Raw genomic sequence first — 15,051 nt, 5'->3', positions numbered from 1 at the left:
GGGTGAGTTCCAGGCGACCGACACTCGACACTGTGGCACGCGAGGTGGGCGTGTCCAGGGCGACGGTGTCCAACGCCTACAACCGGCCTGACCAGCTGTCCGAGCGGTTACGCGAGCGGATACTCAGCGCGGCGGCCCGGCTCGGTTACGCGGGGCCCGACCCGGTGGCCCGCAGCCTGGCCACGCAACGGTCCGGCGCGGTCGCCGTGATGCTCGACCGCGGCCTGTCCGCGGCGTTCTCCGACCCGGCGTTGTCGATCATGCTCGACACCCTGGCGTCCACAGTCGACTCCGGCGAGCGCTCGCTCGTCCTGATGCCCGGCGGCGCGAACGGCGGCGGCCCCAGCCCGGCGGCCGTGGCGCGCGTGCACGCGGATGTCGTGATCGCGTACTCCCTGCCGGACGACGCCCCGGCCATCACGGCGGTCCGGCAGCGCGGTCTGCCTCTCGTCGTGGTCGACCAGACCGGCGCCGATGTGCGGGTCGCCGACCGTGCGGGCGCCGCACTGGCCGCCCGGCACGTGATCGGCCTCGGCCACCGCGACGTCGGAATCCTCAGCCTCGACCTGTCCCCGGACGGCCACACCGGCCCGGTCAGTCCACAGAGGATCGGCTCGGCCCGGTTCCAGGTGACGGCCCAGCGCCTGTCGGGCTACTTCGACCACGTGCCGCCGTCGACACCGGTCTGGGAGGCCGCCGAGAGCCGCCGCGATCTCGGCCGCGAGGGAGCGGCCTGGCTGTTGGCCCAGTCCCCCCGGCCGACCGCACTACTGTGCATGTCCGACGAACTGGCGATCGGAGCGATTCGCGCGGCGCGTGATTCGGGTCTCGCCGTGCCGGACGACCTCACCATCGTCGGTTTCGACGACACACCGGCCGCGGCGTGGGCCGATCCGCCGCTGACCACGATGCGCCAGGACCTCCTGGACAAGGGCAGACGGACCGGTGAGCAGGCACTTCGCCTGCTGGACGGCAGACAGCCCGGCGAACCGGTGACGATCCCGGTCACCCTGGTCGCCCGCGCGTCCAGCGGGCCCGCGCCGGCCAGACGCCTACCCCGGTGATCTTGTTCACCCAGACTGGTGCGATTCGGAAACACTGAGGCGTCGTCGAACGATCACCCCTCTGAAGGCGGTTAGCCTGCCGCCCTCGGCCCCCGTAGCTCAGCGGATAGAGCGAGAGACTTCTAATCTCTTGGTCGCAGGTTCGAGTCCTGCCGGGGGCACTTTTCGTGCCCAGCCTCCAGTCACGCTCCACCCTGGTGCCTGGATGGAGCGCACGGCGCCTGGTTACCCGCTTGATCGCACCGGCAAACCTGCTCGATCAGGTGAACCCCGCGGTACGGTGCCCGCGTGGAGATCTTCGACGACCTGGTGGCTGAGTACGACCGGTTGGACGGCATCTTCGCCACCCTGTCCGCGGAGGACTGGATGCGCCCGTCGGCCGCGGCCGAGTGGAGCAACGTGGACGTGTTGCTGCACCTGGCGCAGACCGAGGAGACGGTGGTCGCCACTGTGACGGGAAGTGGTGTGCGGGAGCGCGGCGCGATGAGCGTCGACGAGGCGATGGACCAGTGGGTCCGTGCCGAGCGTGCGGGTCCCGAGGTCGTCTATCCCCGGTGGCGGGCGGCACGGCGGAAGTCCGTCGAAGTGCTTCGGTCGGCCGATCCGGCGAAGGCGTCAGCCTGGGCCTCCGCTGCTCTGCGCCCGGCGACGATGGCCACGACACGGCTCGCGGAGCACTGGGCGCACGCGCTGGACATCACTGAGCCGTTGGGCATCCCGTACCCGGACACGGACCGGTTGCGGCACATCGCCAGGCTCGCGCACCGGACGCTGCCGTACGCGTTCCAGCTCGCGGGCCGGCAACCGGTTGCCGTCCGGGCGGAGCTGACCGGACCGGACGGGCAGACGTACCGGTTCGGCCCGGACGACGCGGGCTCGACCATCACCGGGTCACTCGGTGCGTTCTGCCGGGTCGGTGCGCAGCGGCTGAAGCCGGAGCAGTCCGGCCTGACCACCACGGGACCGCACGCGGCCGCCGCGTTGCGGGTGTTGCGCAACTACGCGGCTTGACACCACGGCGGTGTTCAGCTGGGCGGCGCGAACGGGTTGTCCGACGGCGGCTGGTCCCGCTGCTGCTCGGTCACCGGGTCCTGCCGCTGGTGCTGCCGGGTTTCCTCGCGTGTGCGTCGTTCGGCGAGAACCGCGGCCAGGTACTCGGGGATCGGCACGTTGGGCGGAACCGGGCTGCCCAGATGCGCGCTGACCTCTCCGGCGAGCCGCTGGCCGAGGGTGTGCGCGGCTTCCGGCGCCAGTTCGTGCAGCCTGCCGAGGTACTGTCGCACGGCCAACGCGAGGTCGTTGGGCAGACCCGAAACGCGTTGCGTCGCGGCCCAGCCAGCCAGGGGCGGCGGCATGGGGACCGGGGCCGAGGACTGCTCCGGAACACGTTCCCGGACCACCAGCGTGCCCGCGAGCATGTCACCGACCCGCTGGCTGTTGCGGGACGACAACGACACGATCACCGCGACCGCGCCGAACAGGCCCACGCCCCAGAAGTCGACGAAGAACCCGGCGAGGCCGCGGACCAGCGCGTGCCGGAACCGGATCGGCCCGCCGTCGGTCCGCACGACCCGCAGGCCCGCCGCCGCCTTGCCGACGGTCTTTCCCCTGGTCAGGGTCTCCGTGATGACGGGATAGCCGACGAGCACCAGGACGAGCACCGCCAGGGTGACCGCCGAACGCAGCGCGCCGTCGAACCCGGTCACACCGGCCGCGCCGAGGATCAGGAACAGCACCAGCAACGTGAGGAACTGCAGCAGCACGTCCAGCACGAACGCCAGGCCCCGGCTGGCCAGCCGGGCCACCCGCATCTCCAGCAGTACGGCCTCGCCGCTGACTAAGTGCGACACGTCCCACCCCCTGGTCAATGCGGAATAGTACGTGGTGTGGACATCGATTTGTTCGTCGCGGCGCACCGCGCGGAATGGGACCGGCTGGCCCAGTTGGTCCGGCGCAGCGGGTCGGTGCGCGGCGCCGAGGCCGACGAACTGGTCCGGCTCTACCAGCGCACGGCGACGCACCTGTCGATCGTGCGCACCGAGATGCCCGACCCCGCGCTGATCGGCCGGTTGTCGACGCTGGTGGCGCGGGCGCGGTCGGCGATCACCGGGACCCACAGTCCGGCGTGGCGCGAAGTCGGTCTGTTCTTCTCGCAACGGCTGCCCGCGGCGCTGTACCTGGGCTGGCGCTGGTGGGTGCCGGCCGGGCTCGCGTTCATGGCCGTCACGGCGTTGATCGCGATCTGGGTGGCCGCGAACCCGGACGTGCAGGCCGGCATCGCCGCGCCGGAGCAGATCAGGGAGCTGACCAGGCCCGGCGGGGACTTCGAGACGTACTACTCCAGCAACCCCGCGGCCTCGTTCGCCGCAGGTGTCTGGACCAACAACGCCTGGGTGGCCGCGGCCTGCGTGATGCTCGGGGTGCTGCTCGGCCTGCCGGTGATCTACGCGCTGTGGCAGAACGCGCTGAACATCGGCATCTCCGGTGGCCTGATGATGTCGGTCGGCCGTGGGGACGTGTTCCTCGGCCTGATCACACCGCACGGGCTGCTCGAGATGACCGCGGTGTTCGTCGCGGCGGGCATCGGGTTGCGGCTGGGCTGGACGGTGGTCGACCCACGCGGCCGTCCACGGCCTCAGGCGTTGGCCGAAGAAGGCAGGCCCGTGGTCATCGTCGTGCTCGGGTTGGCGTGCGTTCTGGCCATATCCGGTGTCATCGAGGCGTTCGTGACGCCGTCAGGTCTGCCGACGTGGGCGCGGATCGGCATCGGAGTGATCGCTGAACTGCTGTTCCTGGCGTACGTGTTCGTCATCGGCCGCCGAGCGGCCCACGGGGGCGAAACCGGCGACATCGACGCGAAGTACGCGGGTGACAAGCTGCCGACCGCTGCCTAGAGGCGACCGGCGGCCTTCAACGCGAGGTAGGCGTCGGCGAGGGCCGGCGCCAGATCCTCGGGCGTGGCGTCGACGACTTCCACACCGCGCCGCCGCAGCAGACCCACGACGTGCTCGCGTTCCTGCAACGCCCGCGCGGCAGCGGCCGCGTCGAACACGGCTTCCGCGTCCCCCCGGGCCTGCGCCATCTCGTTGATCCGCGGGTCCGCCACGGCCGCGAGAAGCACCAGATGCCGTGAGGTCAACGTGTGCAGGATCGGCAACAGCCCTTGCTCCAACGGATCCGGGTCCAGCCCGGTCAGCAGCACGACCAGCGACCGCCTCCGGCTGCGCCGCATGACTTCCGCCACGATCCCCGGCGCGTCCGACTCCACCAGCGCGGGTTGCAGCGTGGCCATGCCGTTGACCAAGGCGGGCAACAGTTCCGCGGCTGACGTTCCCTGCACGCTGGCCCGCACCTGCCGGTCGTAGGCGATCAGATCGACCCGGTCCCCGGCCCTGGAGGCCAAGGCGGCCAACAACAACGCGGCGTCCATCGAGGCGTCCAGCCGGGGGATGTCCCCGACGCGCCCGGCCGACGTACGCCCTGTGTCGAGCACGACCATCAAGTGCCGGTCACGCTCGGGCCGCCAGGTCCGGACCATCACCTCCGACGACCGAGCCGTTGCCCGCCAGTCGATCGAGCGCACGTCATCACCGATCACATAGGACCGCAGTGAGTCGAACTCGGTGCCTTGCCCGCGGGCGAGCGTCCGCAGCCTGCCGTCCAGATCCCGAAGCCGGTCCAGTCTGGACGGCAGATGCTTCCGGCTGGTGAACGGCGGCAGCACACGAACGGTCCACGGAACGGTGTGCGATCCCTGCCGTGCGGCCAAACCCAGCGGCCCGAACGCCCGGACTGTCACCCGGTACGCCATCCGGTCGCCCCGCCGGGTCGGTTGCAGGGGTGTGGTCACGGTCTGCCGCCCGCCGCCGGGGATGTCCAAGCGGTGCCGGTCCGACGCGCCCGCGCTGGGCGGCCACGCGTCCCGCACCATGCCGCGAACCCTTGCCCGGCCGGGATTGCGCACGGTCAAGGTCACCGCTGCCGGTTCCCCCAGCCGCACCGACTGCGCGCCGCCGCGGGTGAACTCCAGCCGGTGCACGGCACCCGCCAGCACCAGGTCGATCACCATGGCGATCAGGATCAGCCCGGTGACCAGGAAGATCCCGCTCCATGACGGGATCAGCAAACCGACGACAAGGGCGCCGGCCAGGGCGAGCAGCCCGGCGCGCCCGCTGATCGCCATCGGCCGGCTAGCGGGGCACCGGCACGGCCGCGAGCACGCCGTCCAGCACCCCGTCGGTGGTCGCGCCTTCCAGCTCGGCCTCCGGCCGCAGTTCGAGCCGGTGCCGCAAAGTGGGGCGTGCCAACGCTTTCACGTCGTCCGGCGTCACGTACTCCCGGCCGGACAACCAGGCCCACGCCCGGGACGCGGCGAGCAGCGCCGTCGCACCACGCGGCGAGACGCCGAGCCGCACGGCGGGCGAGTTCCGGGTCGCCCGGCAGATGTCCACAATGTACCCGAGGACCTGCTCGTGCACGGTCAGCGACCGGACCGCGGCCCGGCCCTCGTCCAGGTCCGCCTTGCTCGCCACCGGCTGGATGCCCGCGGCGGTCAGGTCACGCGGGTCGAACCCGGCCGCGTGCCTGGCCAGGATGCCCACCTCGTCGTCACGCGACGGCGTCGGCATGGTCAGTTTCAGCAGGAACCGGTCCAGCTGGGCCTCGGGCAACGGGTACGTGCCCTCGTACTCGACCGGGTTCTGGGTCGCGATCACGATGAACGGGTCGGGCAACGGCCGGGGTGTGCCGTCGACCGAGACCTGCCGTTCCTCCATCGCCTCCAGCAGCGCCGACTGCGTCTTCGGCGGGGTGCGGTTGATCTCGTCGGCGATCAGCAGGCTGGTGAACACCGGCCCTTCGCGGAACACGAAGTCGGCCTTGTGCGGGTCGTAGACGATCGACCCGGTCACGTCGCCGGGCATCAGGTCGGGGGTGAACTGCACGCGCGTGGTCCTCAGGTCCAGCGCGCCGGCCAGTGCCCGGACCAGCAACGTCTTCGCCACGCCCGGCACGCCTTCGAGAAGCACGTGGCCACGGCACAACAACGCGATGATCAGGCCGGTGACCGCGGCGTCGTTGCCGACCACCGCCTTGCCGACCTCGGAGCGCAGGGCGACCAGCGCCTCGCGTGAGTTTCCCATCAGTGTGAACCTACCTCATTCGCCAAGGCGTCCAGCGCGTCCGCGAGCTGAACGAGCGCTTGTTCCGTGTTCGGGGGTGGTCCGAAAAGGACGGCGTGGACGTCGGCGCCGGGCCGTCCGGTCCGTGCGGCGACGCTTTCGGTGATCGCGGCGGGCGGGGCGTCGGAAGGCAGGCCCAGCAACGGGATCAGCGTGCTGATCGTGGCGCGCCGCAATGCTTCGGCGGCGTGGTCGGTCGCCTTGGCCCGCCGGTAGAGCCGGGCGCGGCCTTCGGTGGTCTCGGCCGCCCGGACCACGACCGGCAGGGGTTCGGCGACGATCGGGCCGAGCCTGCGTGCCCGCCACGCCATGAACAGCAGGACCGCCACCGCGACCTGGCCGAGGGCGAACCACCACGCGCTCGGTATCAGGTCGTAGACGCTGCGCTCCGCGCCGTCCTGATCGCCGGCTGCCGCGTCGGACAACGAAGGCAAGTACCAGACGAGCGTCGGTCGCTGTCCCAGCAGACGCAGCGACAGCGCCGCATTGCCTTCTTCGTCAAGCCATTCGTTCGTCAGCGGTGTCGCGTCGCCCAGCAGCGTGACATGGTCGTCGCGGACCAACGTGCCGTCGTAGCAACGAGTCGGCCCGTCGTAGGTCACGCCTCCGATATTGGCGGAGCCGGCGGCGTCGAAGGCGCAGTCCGGCTGCCGGTTCTGGGGTGCGACAGTGCCTTGCTGCCGCGTGGACGGCGCCAACGCCGGCACGGAGTCGCCCACGGGACCGATCGCGACGAGGGTGGGCACCTCGTCGCGCAATGTGGACAGCTGGGTCGGCGTCAGCCAGCTCGGTTGCGTGATCAGTACCGTGGTCCCGGAGTTCACGTTGTCGCGGACGGCTTCCCACGACTCGACGCGGACGACGGTCACTCCCTGCGCCTGGAGGAGTCTGGCGACCGCACGGCTCCCGGCCGGGGAGACCGATTCGGGATCGACGGCGCCGTCCTCGCCACCGCCCCGCACCAAGGCGATCACGATCGCGCCGACCAGGACGACGAGGCCGACCAGGACGGGTGCCCGCGCGGCACGCCAGATCGTGCGTGCGTCCGGAGAGACGGAAGTTGTCATCGGCGGGCGCCGTCCAGTGCCAGGTCCAGGTCGCTCAGCCGCCGGTATTCGTCCACTGTGGCCTCGCGGCCGCCGTACCAGACGTCGTCGAACAGCTGGGCCGCGGAGCGCAAGGCGTTGGCGTGATCGGGAAGTTCGGCACCGGCCGCACGTGCCACCTCGTCGACCGTCCGGCCGGAGCGTTCGTCCAGGACGCCACGCTCCTCAAGGCCACGGGCGATCGCCCGGAACCGTTCCCGGACCGCCTCGGCCAGATCGCCTTTCGCCTCAGCGGCTTCGGCGGCCCGGCGATGGTCGGCGGCGGTCAGCCTGCGACCGGCGAACACGGCTGTGCGCGCGGTGCGGGCCAGTTTGCCGACCCGCAGCCGGATCACCACGATCACGGCCACGACCAGCGCGATCAGCACGAGCAGGCCGACGAAGCCGCCGGGGATCAGGCTCGCCGCGCCGCCGAGCAGCCGGTCGAGCAGGTCCAGCAGCCAGCGCAGCACCCGGGTCAGCGTCGACGGTTCGGCGTCCCGGTACGCCGGATCGGACAGTTCCCGGACGGCCGCGTCGCGAGCCGCGTCGCGGCCGATCTCGACCGGGATGTCGGTCACCTCCGCGCTGTTCACCAGGTCGTCGGCGGCTGCGGGGTCACCCCTGCCTGCCTGGCCAGCTCGATGTCCATGCCTTCCCGCCGCATCCGCCGGTCGATGTAGATCAGCGTGGTCACGCCGGAGGTGAACGGCAGCGTGATCGTCTCCGCGATGATCCCGGCGAGCGCGGTGAGCAGCAGCGTCACCTCGATGCCGGGGGTCGGGCCGGTGCCGGTGACCGTGTTCAGCCCGCCGGTGGCCAGCGAGAACGGGATCTGCACGATCTGCGCGAGCACACTGGCGATGATCGTGGCCAGCAGCAGGATGCCGAAGGTCCGCCACCACGCGCCGTTGACCAGCGTGCGGGACCTGCCGAGCGCCTTGCCGACCGTCGCGCCTTCCAGGATCAACGCGGTGCTGCACAGGCTGAACAGGACGTACAACCACACACCGGGGATCACGAACAGCACCGCGCCCACGATGACGATCAGCGCGTACAGCAGGCTCAGCCCGAGCAGCGCACCGAACCGCGGCCGGACGTGGCTCCACGCCTCGCCGACCGTGATCGGCTGGCCGAGCACCGCCTTGCCCATCACGACGGTCAGCACACCGTTGAGGAACGTGCCGATCAGCAGCGAGATGATGATCGACGGGATGGCGACGATCAGCGCGACCTGCAGGTCCTCCAGTGCCCGGTCGGCCTCGGACGCCGTCAGCGGCAGGTCGCTGTAGAGCCACGTGGTCTGGTTGACGATGAACAGCACGGCGCCGAGCGACAGCAGGTTGGCGATCGTCGACATCAGCGCGGACACACCCAGCATCTGCTTGGGGTAGGTCCGGATGGCGGTGATCGCGCCGTCCAGGATCTCGCCCAAACCCAGCGGCCGCAACGGGATGACACCCGGCTTCGGCGAGGCCTGCGGCCCGGACCGCGGCGGTGGCGGCATCGGGTACGGCGGCTGCCGGCCTTCACCGGGCTGGGCCTGACCGGGCTGACCCTGGTTCTGCCCGGGCGGCGGGTCCTGTGGTCTGTTCCGGTCGTCGGGTGACGACCAGCCACCGGTATCGGTCACTCGAACCCCCTGGCCTCGGCCCCGTCGTGTCGAGTCCACTTTAGGGGTAGTCCACAACACTGTACGCACGCACGGCCACCTTGACCCGTGTCCACCATTCCGGCACCCCGTGTCCACCATTCCGGCACTCCGAGTTCGCCGTCGCGGCACCCCGAAATTCCCCATCGCGGTACCGCCGAGCGGAGTTCATCGAGCCAGTACGCGCCGCGCGGCCCAGCCGAGCAGAAGCAGCTCCAGCGCCGAGAACAACACCACGGCGGTCGGGCTGGACAGCCACACCAGAGCGACTCCGATGGCCAGCACCGGGATCACAAGTCCGGCGTACGCACCGAGGAACAGCGCGGCCAGCACCTCACCTCGGACCTCGGGTTCGGCCAACGAGGCAGCGGTCGCGACGGCCGAACGGAACGCCAGGCCGACCCCGGCGCCCGCGACGACCGCCCCGGCGAAGAACAGCCAGATTCCGGCCGTGAGCACGCCGATCGGCACCACGACCAGCCCGACCGCCATCAGCCCGAAACCCAGTTCGGTCTGCCGCCGGGCGGGCACACGCGCGAACACGACCTGCGCGGCCGCCGCGGACCCCAGCAGTGCGAAGGTGGCGAACCCGCCGAGCAGTTCGGACGGCTGGTGGAACGCGAGCGTCAGCAGCGTCGGCGCGAGTGCCGTGAACAGGCCCATCAGCGCGAAAGCGGCGAACGCGGCCGTCACGGCGCCGAAGAACGTGGCCAGTGAGGCACGCGGCAACGAGATCCGCTGTGGCCGGTACGCCGGGCGTTCTTCCTGCCGCTCAACGGTTTCCGGGACCAGGCTGATCGCGATCGCGCTGAGCACCAGCAGCCCGAGGAAGATCAGGTACGGCGTGGTCAGCGGCGAGTCGACGAACTGCAGCAGGATGCCGCTGATCACCGGGCCGACGGCCAGGCCGCCGGTGTTGACCACGCTGGAGATCAGCCCGGTGCCCGCCGGATCGGCCGCTGGGCGCGCGACGAGCCGCAGCTCGGACAGGTGCGCGGTGGCTGTGGCGACCATCGCGCCGATCCCGGCGCCGCCGATCAGCCGGGCGACGATCAGCCCGGGCACGTCCGGCCAGGCCACGAAGATCAACGCGGACAACGCCTCGACGAGCGTCGCCGCCAGGATCACGCGGCGACGGCCGAACCAGTCGCTGACGTGGCCGACCAGGTAGAGACTCGCCACGACGCCGACCGCGTAGGCGGCGAAGACGACCGTGATCACCCAGGTCGGGAAGCCGTCACGCTGCTGGTAGATGCCGTAGAGCGGAGTCGGCACCGTCGAGTACGCCAGCGCGATCGTGAACGCCGCGGCGATCACCCAGAAGCCACCACCGTGGCTGACGCGCCCGGCGGGCACGGAAGGGCGGGCAGCAGCAGTAAGAGTCATGCCTCCACGGTGACTCCGCGGACTCATGAAGTCCAACGAAGAATCTTGGCAACATCCATCGCCGTCACCGATAATTCACGGATGGAGACCCGCCAGCTCGAATACTTCGTGGCGGTGGCCGAGGAGCTCAGCTTCACGCGTGCCGCCCAGCGGCTCTACGCGGTCCAGTCCACGGTGTCCGCGGCGGTCAAGGCGCTGGAGGCGGAGCTCGGCACAACCTTGTTCGAGCGCTCGACCAGGCGCGTGACGCTGTCCGCGGCGGGCAGCGCGTTCCTGCCGGAGGCGAAGGCCGCGCTGGAGGCCGTGGACCGGGCGATGGCCGTGGCGCAGGAGGCCTCGGCCGGGCTGCGCGGCAGCATCCGGATCGGCACGATGACCAACATCTCGGTGATCGACCTGCCCGGCCTGCTCGGCGCGTTCCACGAGCGCTATCCGCTGGTCGACATCCACGTCACGGTCTCGGTGACCGGCTCGACCGGCATGGCCGACGACGTCCGCTCCGGCCGGCTGGACCTCGCGCTGCTCGGACTGCCCGAGGCCGACCTGGCCGGACTCGCCACGCGACCGTTGGCCAGCTGGCCGTACGTGGCACTGCTGCCGTCGGGCCACCGTCTGGCGGACGCGAGTTCGGTGTCGCTGCCTGACCTGACCCGCGATTCGTTCGTGGACACCTCGACCGGTTTCGGCAACCGGGTCTGGATCGACCGCACTTATGTCGGGCTCGGCACGCCGCGGCGCGTCGGGGTCGAGGTGGCCGACTTGAGCGCGGTCCCCGCCTACGTGGAGGCCGGGCTGGGGGTGGCGGTGATCCCGGACCTGGGGTTCGAGGTGGGGCCTGGCGTGGTCCGTGTGCCGCTCACCGAACGGATGACCTGGCCGTTGACGATCGCGACTCTGGCAAGCAGGCCGCCGAGCCGGGCCTTGCGCACCTTGCTGGACCTGATCGGACACTCGCGTTGAGATCGTTTGCACAACACGTCGGACCGTTGACCAACTTTGTCTGGCTGGCTAGTGTGCAATCGTTAGTGCTCCAGACGGGATGAGCATGACCGACACGTTCCAGCTGACGGTGAACGGCACCCAAGTCGAAGTGACGTGCGACCGGGACACCCCTTTGCTCTACGTGCTACGCAACCACCTCGGCCTGAAGGGCACAAGGTTCGGATGCGGCGTCGGCCTGTGCGGTGCGTGCAACGTGATCATCGACGGCCGCACGGTGTACTCCTGTGACACTCCACTGTGGTCAGTGGCGGGCCAGGCGATCCGCACGGTCGAAGGCCTCGCGGGCAGTCCCGTGCAACGGATGTTCCTCGAAGAGCAAGCAGCGCAATGCGGCTACTGCGTCTCGGGCATCGTGATGAGCGCGACCGCTCTGCTGGAACGCAATCCCAAGCCCGACGAACGTGAAGTCCGCAGCGCGTTGGACAACAACCTGTGCCGATGCGGTGCACACAACCGCATGGTCCGCGCGGTGATGCGAGCCGGCGAGGCGTCGTCATGATCCCGCCCGCGCTCGCCGCCGCGCCACGACTGTCCCGTTGGATCACCATCAACGCGTCCGGCACAGTGGCCGTGCGATCCGGGAAAGTCGAGCTGGGACAAGGCATTCTGACCGCGCTCGGCCAGATCGTCGCCGACGAACTCGACGTCGGCTTCAACCGGATCCAGCTGATCCCGCTGACCGCGCCGGTGACGGCGGAGCAGACCCTGACCGCGGGCAGCCGTTCCCTGGAGGAGTCCGGAGCCGCCCTGCGGCAGGCGGCCGCCGAAGTCCGCGCCCTCTTCATCGCCGCGTCAGGCCTCGGCTCCCACGCCACCGTCCACGATGGCCTGATCATGTCCGACGCCGGCACCACAAGCTATTGGGACCTGGCGGAAACCGTCAGCCTCGACGTCGACGCGACCGGTGAGCCCCGCCCGAAACCCCCGTCGCACCACACCGTTGTCGGAACGAGCACGCCCCGGATCGACCTGCCGGACAAGGTGTACGGCCGCGCGAGGTTCATCCACGACATGTCGTTGCCGGGCATGCTTTACGGCCGCGTGGTGCGCCCGCCCTCCCCCGGCGCGACGCTCCGCTCGCTCGACACATCCGCCACCAAGGCGCTCACTGGAATCGTCGAAGTCGTCCGCGACGGCAGTTTTCTGGGCGTCGTGGCAGCCCAAGAGGAAACTGCGATCTCCGGCGCGGAACTCCTGCGCTCGCACGCGGTGTGGGACGAGACCGCGTCACTGCCGTCGTCAGTCGCGGAGTTGCTCACCTCAACGCCGGTGGAAACCCAGACGGTCGACGCCGTCTCGCCCGGCTTTCCCACGACCGCCACCGCGTACTACTCGCGACCGTACCTGGCACACGCTTCCATCGGCCCGGCATGCGCGATCGCCCAGTGGAGCGGCACAGCACTGGAGGTCTGGAGCCACACACAAGGCGCGTACAACCTCCGCAAGGCCATCACGATCGCCCTACCGGTCGCCCTGGACCAGATCACCGTGCACCACGTCGAAGGCTCCGGATGCTACGGCCACAACGGAGCCGACGACGTCGCCTTCGACGCAGTTCTGCTGGCACGAGTCGTCCCCGGGCACGCCGTGCAAGTCGTGTGGTCGCGCGCGGATGAGTTGGCGTGGGCACCTTTCGGCCCGGCGATGGGCGTGCGCATGTCCGCCTGCGTCGAGAACGGAACGATCACCGGTTGGCGCCACGAGACCTTCGGCAACGGCCACCTGGCCCGGCCGGGCATGTCGCCCACGGCACCAGGCCTGTTGTCAGCCGCGTACCTGGCCGACGCCAAGCCTCTGTTCGTGTCCGACGATCCCCCCACCGCCCGCGGCGGCGGCGCACAACGCAACGCCATCCCGCTGTACACGTTCCCGCGCCGCGAGATCATCAAGAACCGCCTGCTGCACATGCCTTTGCGGACCTCGGCGATGCGGGCACTCGGGGCGTACCTGAACGTGTTCGCCATAGAGTCGTTCATGGACGAACTGGCCGGGGATGTGGACCCAGTCGAGTTCCGCCTGCGCCACCTCACCGACGACCGCGCACGAACCGTCATCCTCGCCGCCGCCGACCGGGCAGGCTGGTGGGACCGCGTCCCGGAACAGGATCGCGGCTGCGGTTTCGGTTTCGCCCGATACAGCAATCACGGCGCGTACTGCGCTGTGGTCGCCGAGGTCCGCGCCGAGCAGGAACTCCAGGTCACCCGGCTGACCGTGGCCGTCGACGCAGGCCTGGTCGTCAGCCCTGACGGTCTGCGCAACCAGATCGAAGGCGGAGCGATCCAGAGCACAAGCTGGACACTGAAAGAAGAGGTCCGCTTCACCCGGACCCGCGTGACCAGCACGGACTGGGAAAGCTATCCGATCCTGAAGTTCTCTGAAGTGCCGGACGTCGACGTCCTCCTGGTCAACCGTCCGGACCTGCCCAGCCGCGGCGCGGGTGAAGCCGCCCAGGGCCCCACCGCGGCCGCGATCGGCAACGCCCTGGCCGACGCGCTCGGCGTCCGCGTCCGCACGCTCCCGCTGAACGCGGAGAACATCATCGCCGCCATGCCCGGCTGATCATCTGGGTGGGGCGACGGAGCCGCGGCGGACCAGTTCGACCGGCAGGATCACCCGTTTGGCCGGGGTCGTCGGGTTCGCGATCCGTTCGAGCAGCAGCCGGGCGGCCTCCAGACCCATTTCGTAGTGCGGGATCCGCACGGTCGTCAGGCCTGGTCGTTGCCGGTCGGCGAAAGGCATGTCGTTGAACCCGACAACGGACACGTCATCCGGGCAACACAGACCGCGTTCGGCCAAGGCGGAGTAGCAGCCCAGTGCGATCAAGTCGTTTCCGGCGATGATCGCGGTGACGTCGCCCTGCAACGCCATCGCGGCACGGTAACCGGCCTCCTCGGTGAACGCCGTGGCGAACGTGACCCGGCCGGGTTCGACGGCCAGGCCGTGCGAGTCCATCGCGTCGACAAAAGCCCGGTAACGCTCCCAGCCGGTGGACAGGCCCTGTGGTCCGGCGGCGTGGCCGATGCGTGTGTGGCCGAGCGACGCGAGCAACTCGACGGCCGAGAAAATGCCGGCGTTGTTGTCGTTGGTCACCGAGGGGACGTCACCGGCGTCACTGCGACGGTTGACCAGCACCGTGGGCACGGTTGGCGCGGGGTCGGTCCGGCGGCCGGTCGCGAGGATGAAACCGTCGGTCTGCCTGCCGCGCATCGCCAGCAGCAGTTCGCGTTCCCGCTCCTCGTCGCCGTCGGTGTTGCCCAGCAGGGCCATGTAGCCGGCTTCGTGCAGGCCGTCCTCGATACCTCGGACGATCGGCGGAAAGACAGGATTCCGGAGGTCCGGGATGATCACCCCGGCCACCGACGACGTCTTGGTCCGCAGCATCCGCGCCGCCGAGTTCGGCGCGTACCCCAGCGTTTTCGCCGCCTCGAGCACCCGGTTGGCCGTCCGGGTGCTGACCTTGCCCCTGGTCTGGGGATTCAGCGCACGGCTGGCGGTGGCGGCGTGCACCTTGGCCAGGCTGGCGACATCCTTGATCGTCGGGGGTTTTTCCACGGCGGCCACCCTAGCGGTAACCGGACCATTACCTGGTGCGATCACCCGGAAAATCACCAGGACACAGCAATGCCCTTCGACTCCGTGTACTCCAGCGGGCCGTTGTGCCCGCCCCGGCCGAGTCCGCACGC

General features: G+C 70.1%; 14 protein-coding genes and 1 tRNA gene. 7 read left to right on the top strand and 8 right to left on the bottom strand.

Annotated features, from left to right (window positions below; all coding sequences use genetic code 11):
* Nucleotides 1–2 precede the first annotated feature (2 nt).
* The 3 genes from GC106_RS20585 to GC106_RS20575 all read left to right on the top strand — a co-directional run bounded on the left by GC106_RS20585 (nucleotide 3) and on the right by GC106_RS20575 (nucleotide 2,075).
* The gene (locus GC106_RS20585) at nucleotides 3–1,064 is read left to right on the top strand and encodes a LacI family DNA-binding transcriptional regulator (protein WP_173133084.1); all 1,062 of its coding nucleotides are present in this window, start codon (nucleotides 3–5) and stop codon (nucleotides 1,062–1,064) included.
* An 88-nt stretch (nucleotides 1,065–1,152) separates the two neighbouring features.
* A tRNA-Arg gene (locus tag GC106_RS20580) sits at nucleotides 1,153–1,225 on the top strand.
* Between the two features lie 127 nt (nucleotides 1,226–1,352).
* Nucleotides 1,353–2,075 carry a maleylpyruvate isomerase family mycothiol-dependent enzyme gene (locus GC106_RS20575; protein WP_173133080.1) on the top strand — a complete coding sequence of 241 codons (723 nt, stop codon included), beginning with the start codon at nucleotides 1,353–1,355 and terminating at the stop codon, nucleotides 2,073–2,075.
* 14 nt (nucleotides 2,076–2,089) lie between these two features.
* Here the strand turns inward: GC106_RS20575 and GC106_RS20570 are convergent, their stop codons facing one another.
* On the bottom strand, nucleotides 2,090–2,914 hold the full coding sequence (locus GC106_RS20570) for an RDD family protein (protein ID WP_376777756.1): 825 nt from the start codon (nucleotides 2,912–2,914) through the stop codon (nucleotides 2,090–2,092).
* A gap of 36 nt (nucleotides 2,915–2,950) precedes the next feature.
* On the opposite strand from GC106_RS20570, the gene GC106_RS20565 reads away from it, so the two are divergent.
* On the top strand, nucleotides 2,951–3,958 hold the full coding sequence (locus GC106_RS20565) for a stage II sporulation protein M (RefSeq protein ID WP_173133077.1): 1,008 nt from the start codon (nucleotides 2,951–2,953) through the stop codon (nucleotides 3,956–3,958).
* Here GC106_RS20565 and GC106_RS20560 read toward each other — a convergent pair.
* The 6 genes from GC106_RS20560 to GC106_RS20535 form a co-directional block, all read right to left on the bottom strand.
* Complete coding sequence (locus GC106_RS20560) at nucleotides 3,955–5,247, bottom strand: DUF58 domain-containing protein (protein WP_173133075.1); 1,293 nt, start codon at nucleotides 5,245–5,247, stop codon at nucleotides 3,955–3,957. The two genes, GC106_RS20565 and GC106_RS20560, sit on opposite strands and share 4 nt — an antisense overlap.
* Before the next feature lie 7 nt (nucleotides 5,248–5,254).
* The gene (locus tag GC106_RS20555) at nucleotides 5,255–6,205 is read right to left on the bottom strand and encodes an AAA family ATPase (RefSeq protein ID WP_173133073.1); all 951 of its coding nucleotides are present in this window, start codon (nucleotides 6,203–6,205) and stop codon (nucleotides 5,255–5,257) included.
* Entirely contained in the window at nucleotides 6,205–7,311 is a 1,107-nt protein-coding gene (locus tag GC106_RS20550; RefSeq protein WP_173133071.1) for a DUF4350 domain-containing protein, read from the bottom strand. The genes GC106_RS20555 and GC106_RS20550 overlap by 1 nt, the downstream gene beginning before the upstream one ends.
* Entirely contained in the window at nucleotides 7,308–7,925 is a 618-nt protein-coding gene (locus GC106_RS20545) for a DUF4129 domain-containing protein (protein ID WP_173133069.1), read from the bottom strand. Before GC106_RS20545 ends, GC106_RS20550 begins: the two co-directional genes overlap by 4 nt.
* Nucleotides 7,922–8,962: a DUF7847 domain-containing protein gene (locus GC106_RS20540; protein ID WP_173133067.1), complete on the bottom strand. Its 1,041-nt coding sequence runs from the start codon at nucleotides 8,960–8,962 to the stop codon at nucleotides 7,922–7,924. Before GC106_RS20540 ends, GC106_RS20545 begins: the two co-directional genes overlap by 4 nt.
* Before the next feature lie 186 nt (nucleotides 8,963–9,148).
* The gene (locus tag GC106_RS20535; RefSeq protein ID WP_173133065.1) at nucleotides 9,149–10,366 is read right to left on the bottom strand and encodes an MFS transporter; all 1,218 of its coding nucleotides are present in this window, start codon (nucleotides 10,364–10,366) and stop codon (nucleotides 9,149–9,151) included.
* 81 nt (nucleotides 10,367–10,447) lie between these two features.
* Between GC106_RS20535 and GC106_RS20530 the strand changes: the two genes are divergently transcribed.
* The 3 genes from GC106_RS20530 (at nucleotide 10,448) to GC106_RS20520 (ending at nucleotide 13,927) form a co-directional block, all read left to right on the top strand.
* Complete coding sequence (locus tag GC106_RS20530) at nucleotides 10,448–11,326, top strand: LysR family transcriptional regulator (protein ID WP_173133063.1); 879 nt, start codon at nucleotides 10,448–10,450, stop codon at nucleotides 11,324–11,326.
* A gap of 85 nt (nucleotides 11,327–11,411) precedes the next feature.
* On the top strand, nucleotides 11,412–11,867 hold the full coding sequence (locus GC106_RS20525; protein WP_173133060.1) for a (2Fe-2S)-binding protein: 456 nt from the start codon (nucleotides 11,412–11,414) through the stop codon (nucleotides 11,865–11,867).
* Nucleotides 11,864–13,927, top strand: a complete 2,064-nt coding sequence (locus tag GC106_RS20520) for a xanthine dehydrogenase family protein molybdopterin-binding subunit (protein WP_173133057.1) — start codon at nucleotides 11,864–11,866, stop codon at nucleotides 13,925–13,927. Before GC106_RS20525 ends, GC106_RS20520 begins: the two co-directional genes overlap by 4 nt.
* Here the strand turns inward: GC106_RS20520 and GC106_RS20515 are convergent, their stop codons facing one another.
* Complete coding sequence (locus tag GC106_RS20515; protein WP_217280749.1) at nucleotides 13,928–14,920, bottom strand: LacI family DNA-binding transcriptional regulator; 993 nt, start codon at nucleotides 14,918–14,920, stop codon at nucleotides 13,928–13,930. It lies immediately after the preceding gene.
* Nucleotides 14,921–15,051 lie beyond the last annotated feature (131 nt).

Source organism: Kibdelosporangium persicum (genome assembly GCF_013280595.1).
Taxonomy (GTDB): Bacteria; Actinomycetota; Actinomycetes; order Mycobacteriales; family Pseudonocardiaceae; genus Kibdelosporangium; species Kibdelosporangium persicum.
This window is presented reverse-complemented; position numbering and strand designations above follow the sequence as displayed.

What these genes read in the sequence shown, in the direction of transcription:
- GC106_RS20560 (WP_173133075.1), bottom strand. Translation starts at nt 5,247, where the DNA reads ATGGCGATCAGCGGGCGCGCCGGGCTGCTCGCCCTGGCCGGCGCCCTT.
- GC106_RS20555 (WP_173133073.1), bottom strand. Translation starts at nt 6,205, where the DNA reads ATGGGAAACTCACGCGAGGCGCTGGTCGCCCTGCGCTCCGAGGTCGGC.
- GC106_RS20550 (WP_173133071.1), bottom strand. Translation starts at nt 7,311, where the DNA reads ATGACAACTTCCGTCTCTCCGGACGCACGCACGATCTGGCGTGCCGCG.
- GC106_RS20535 (WP_173133065.1), bottom strand. Translation starts at nt 10,366, where the DNA reads ATGACTCTTACTGCTGCTGCCCGCCCTTCCGTGCCCGCCGGGCGCGTC.
- GC106_RS20530 (WP_173133063.1), top strand. Translation starts at nt 10,448, where the DNA reads ATGGAGACCCGCCAGCTCGAATACTTCGTGGCGGTGGCCGAGGAGCTC.
- GC106_RS20525 (WP_173133060.1), top strand. Translation starts at nt 11,412, where the DNA reads ATGACCGACACGTTCCAGCTGACGGTGAACGGCACCCAAGTCGAAGTG.
- GC106_RS20520 (WP_173133057.1), top strand. Translation starts at nt 11,864, where the DNA reads ATGATCCCGCCCGCGCTCGCCGCCGCGCCACGACTGTCCCGTTGGATC.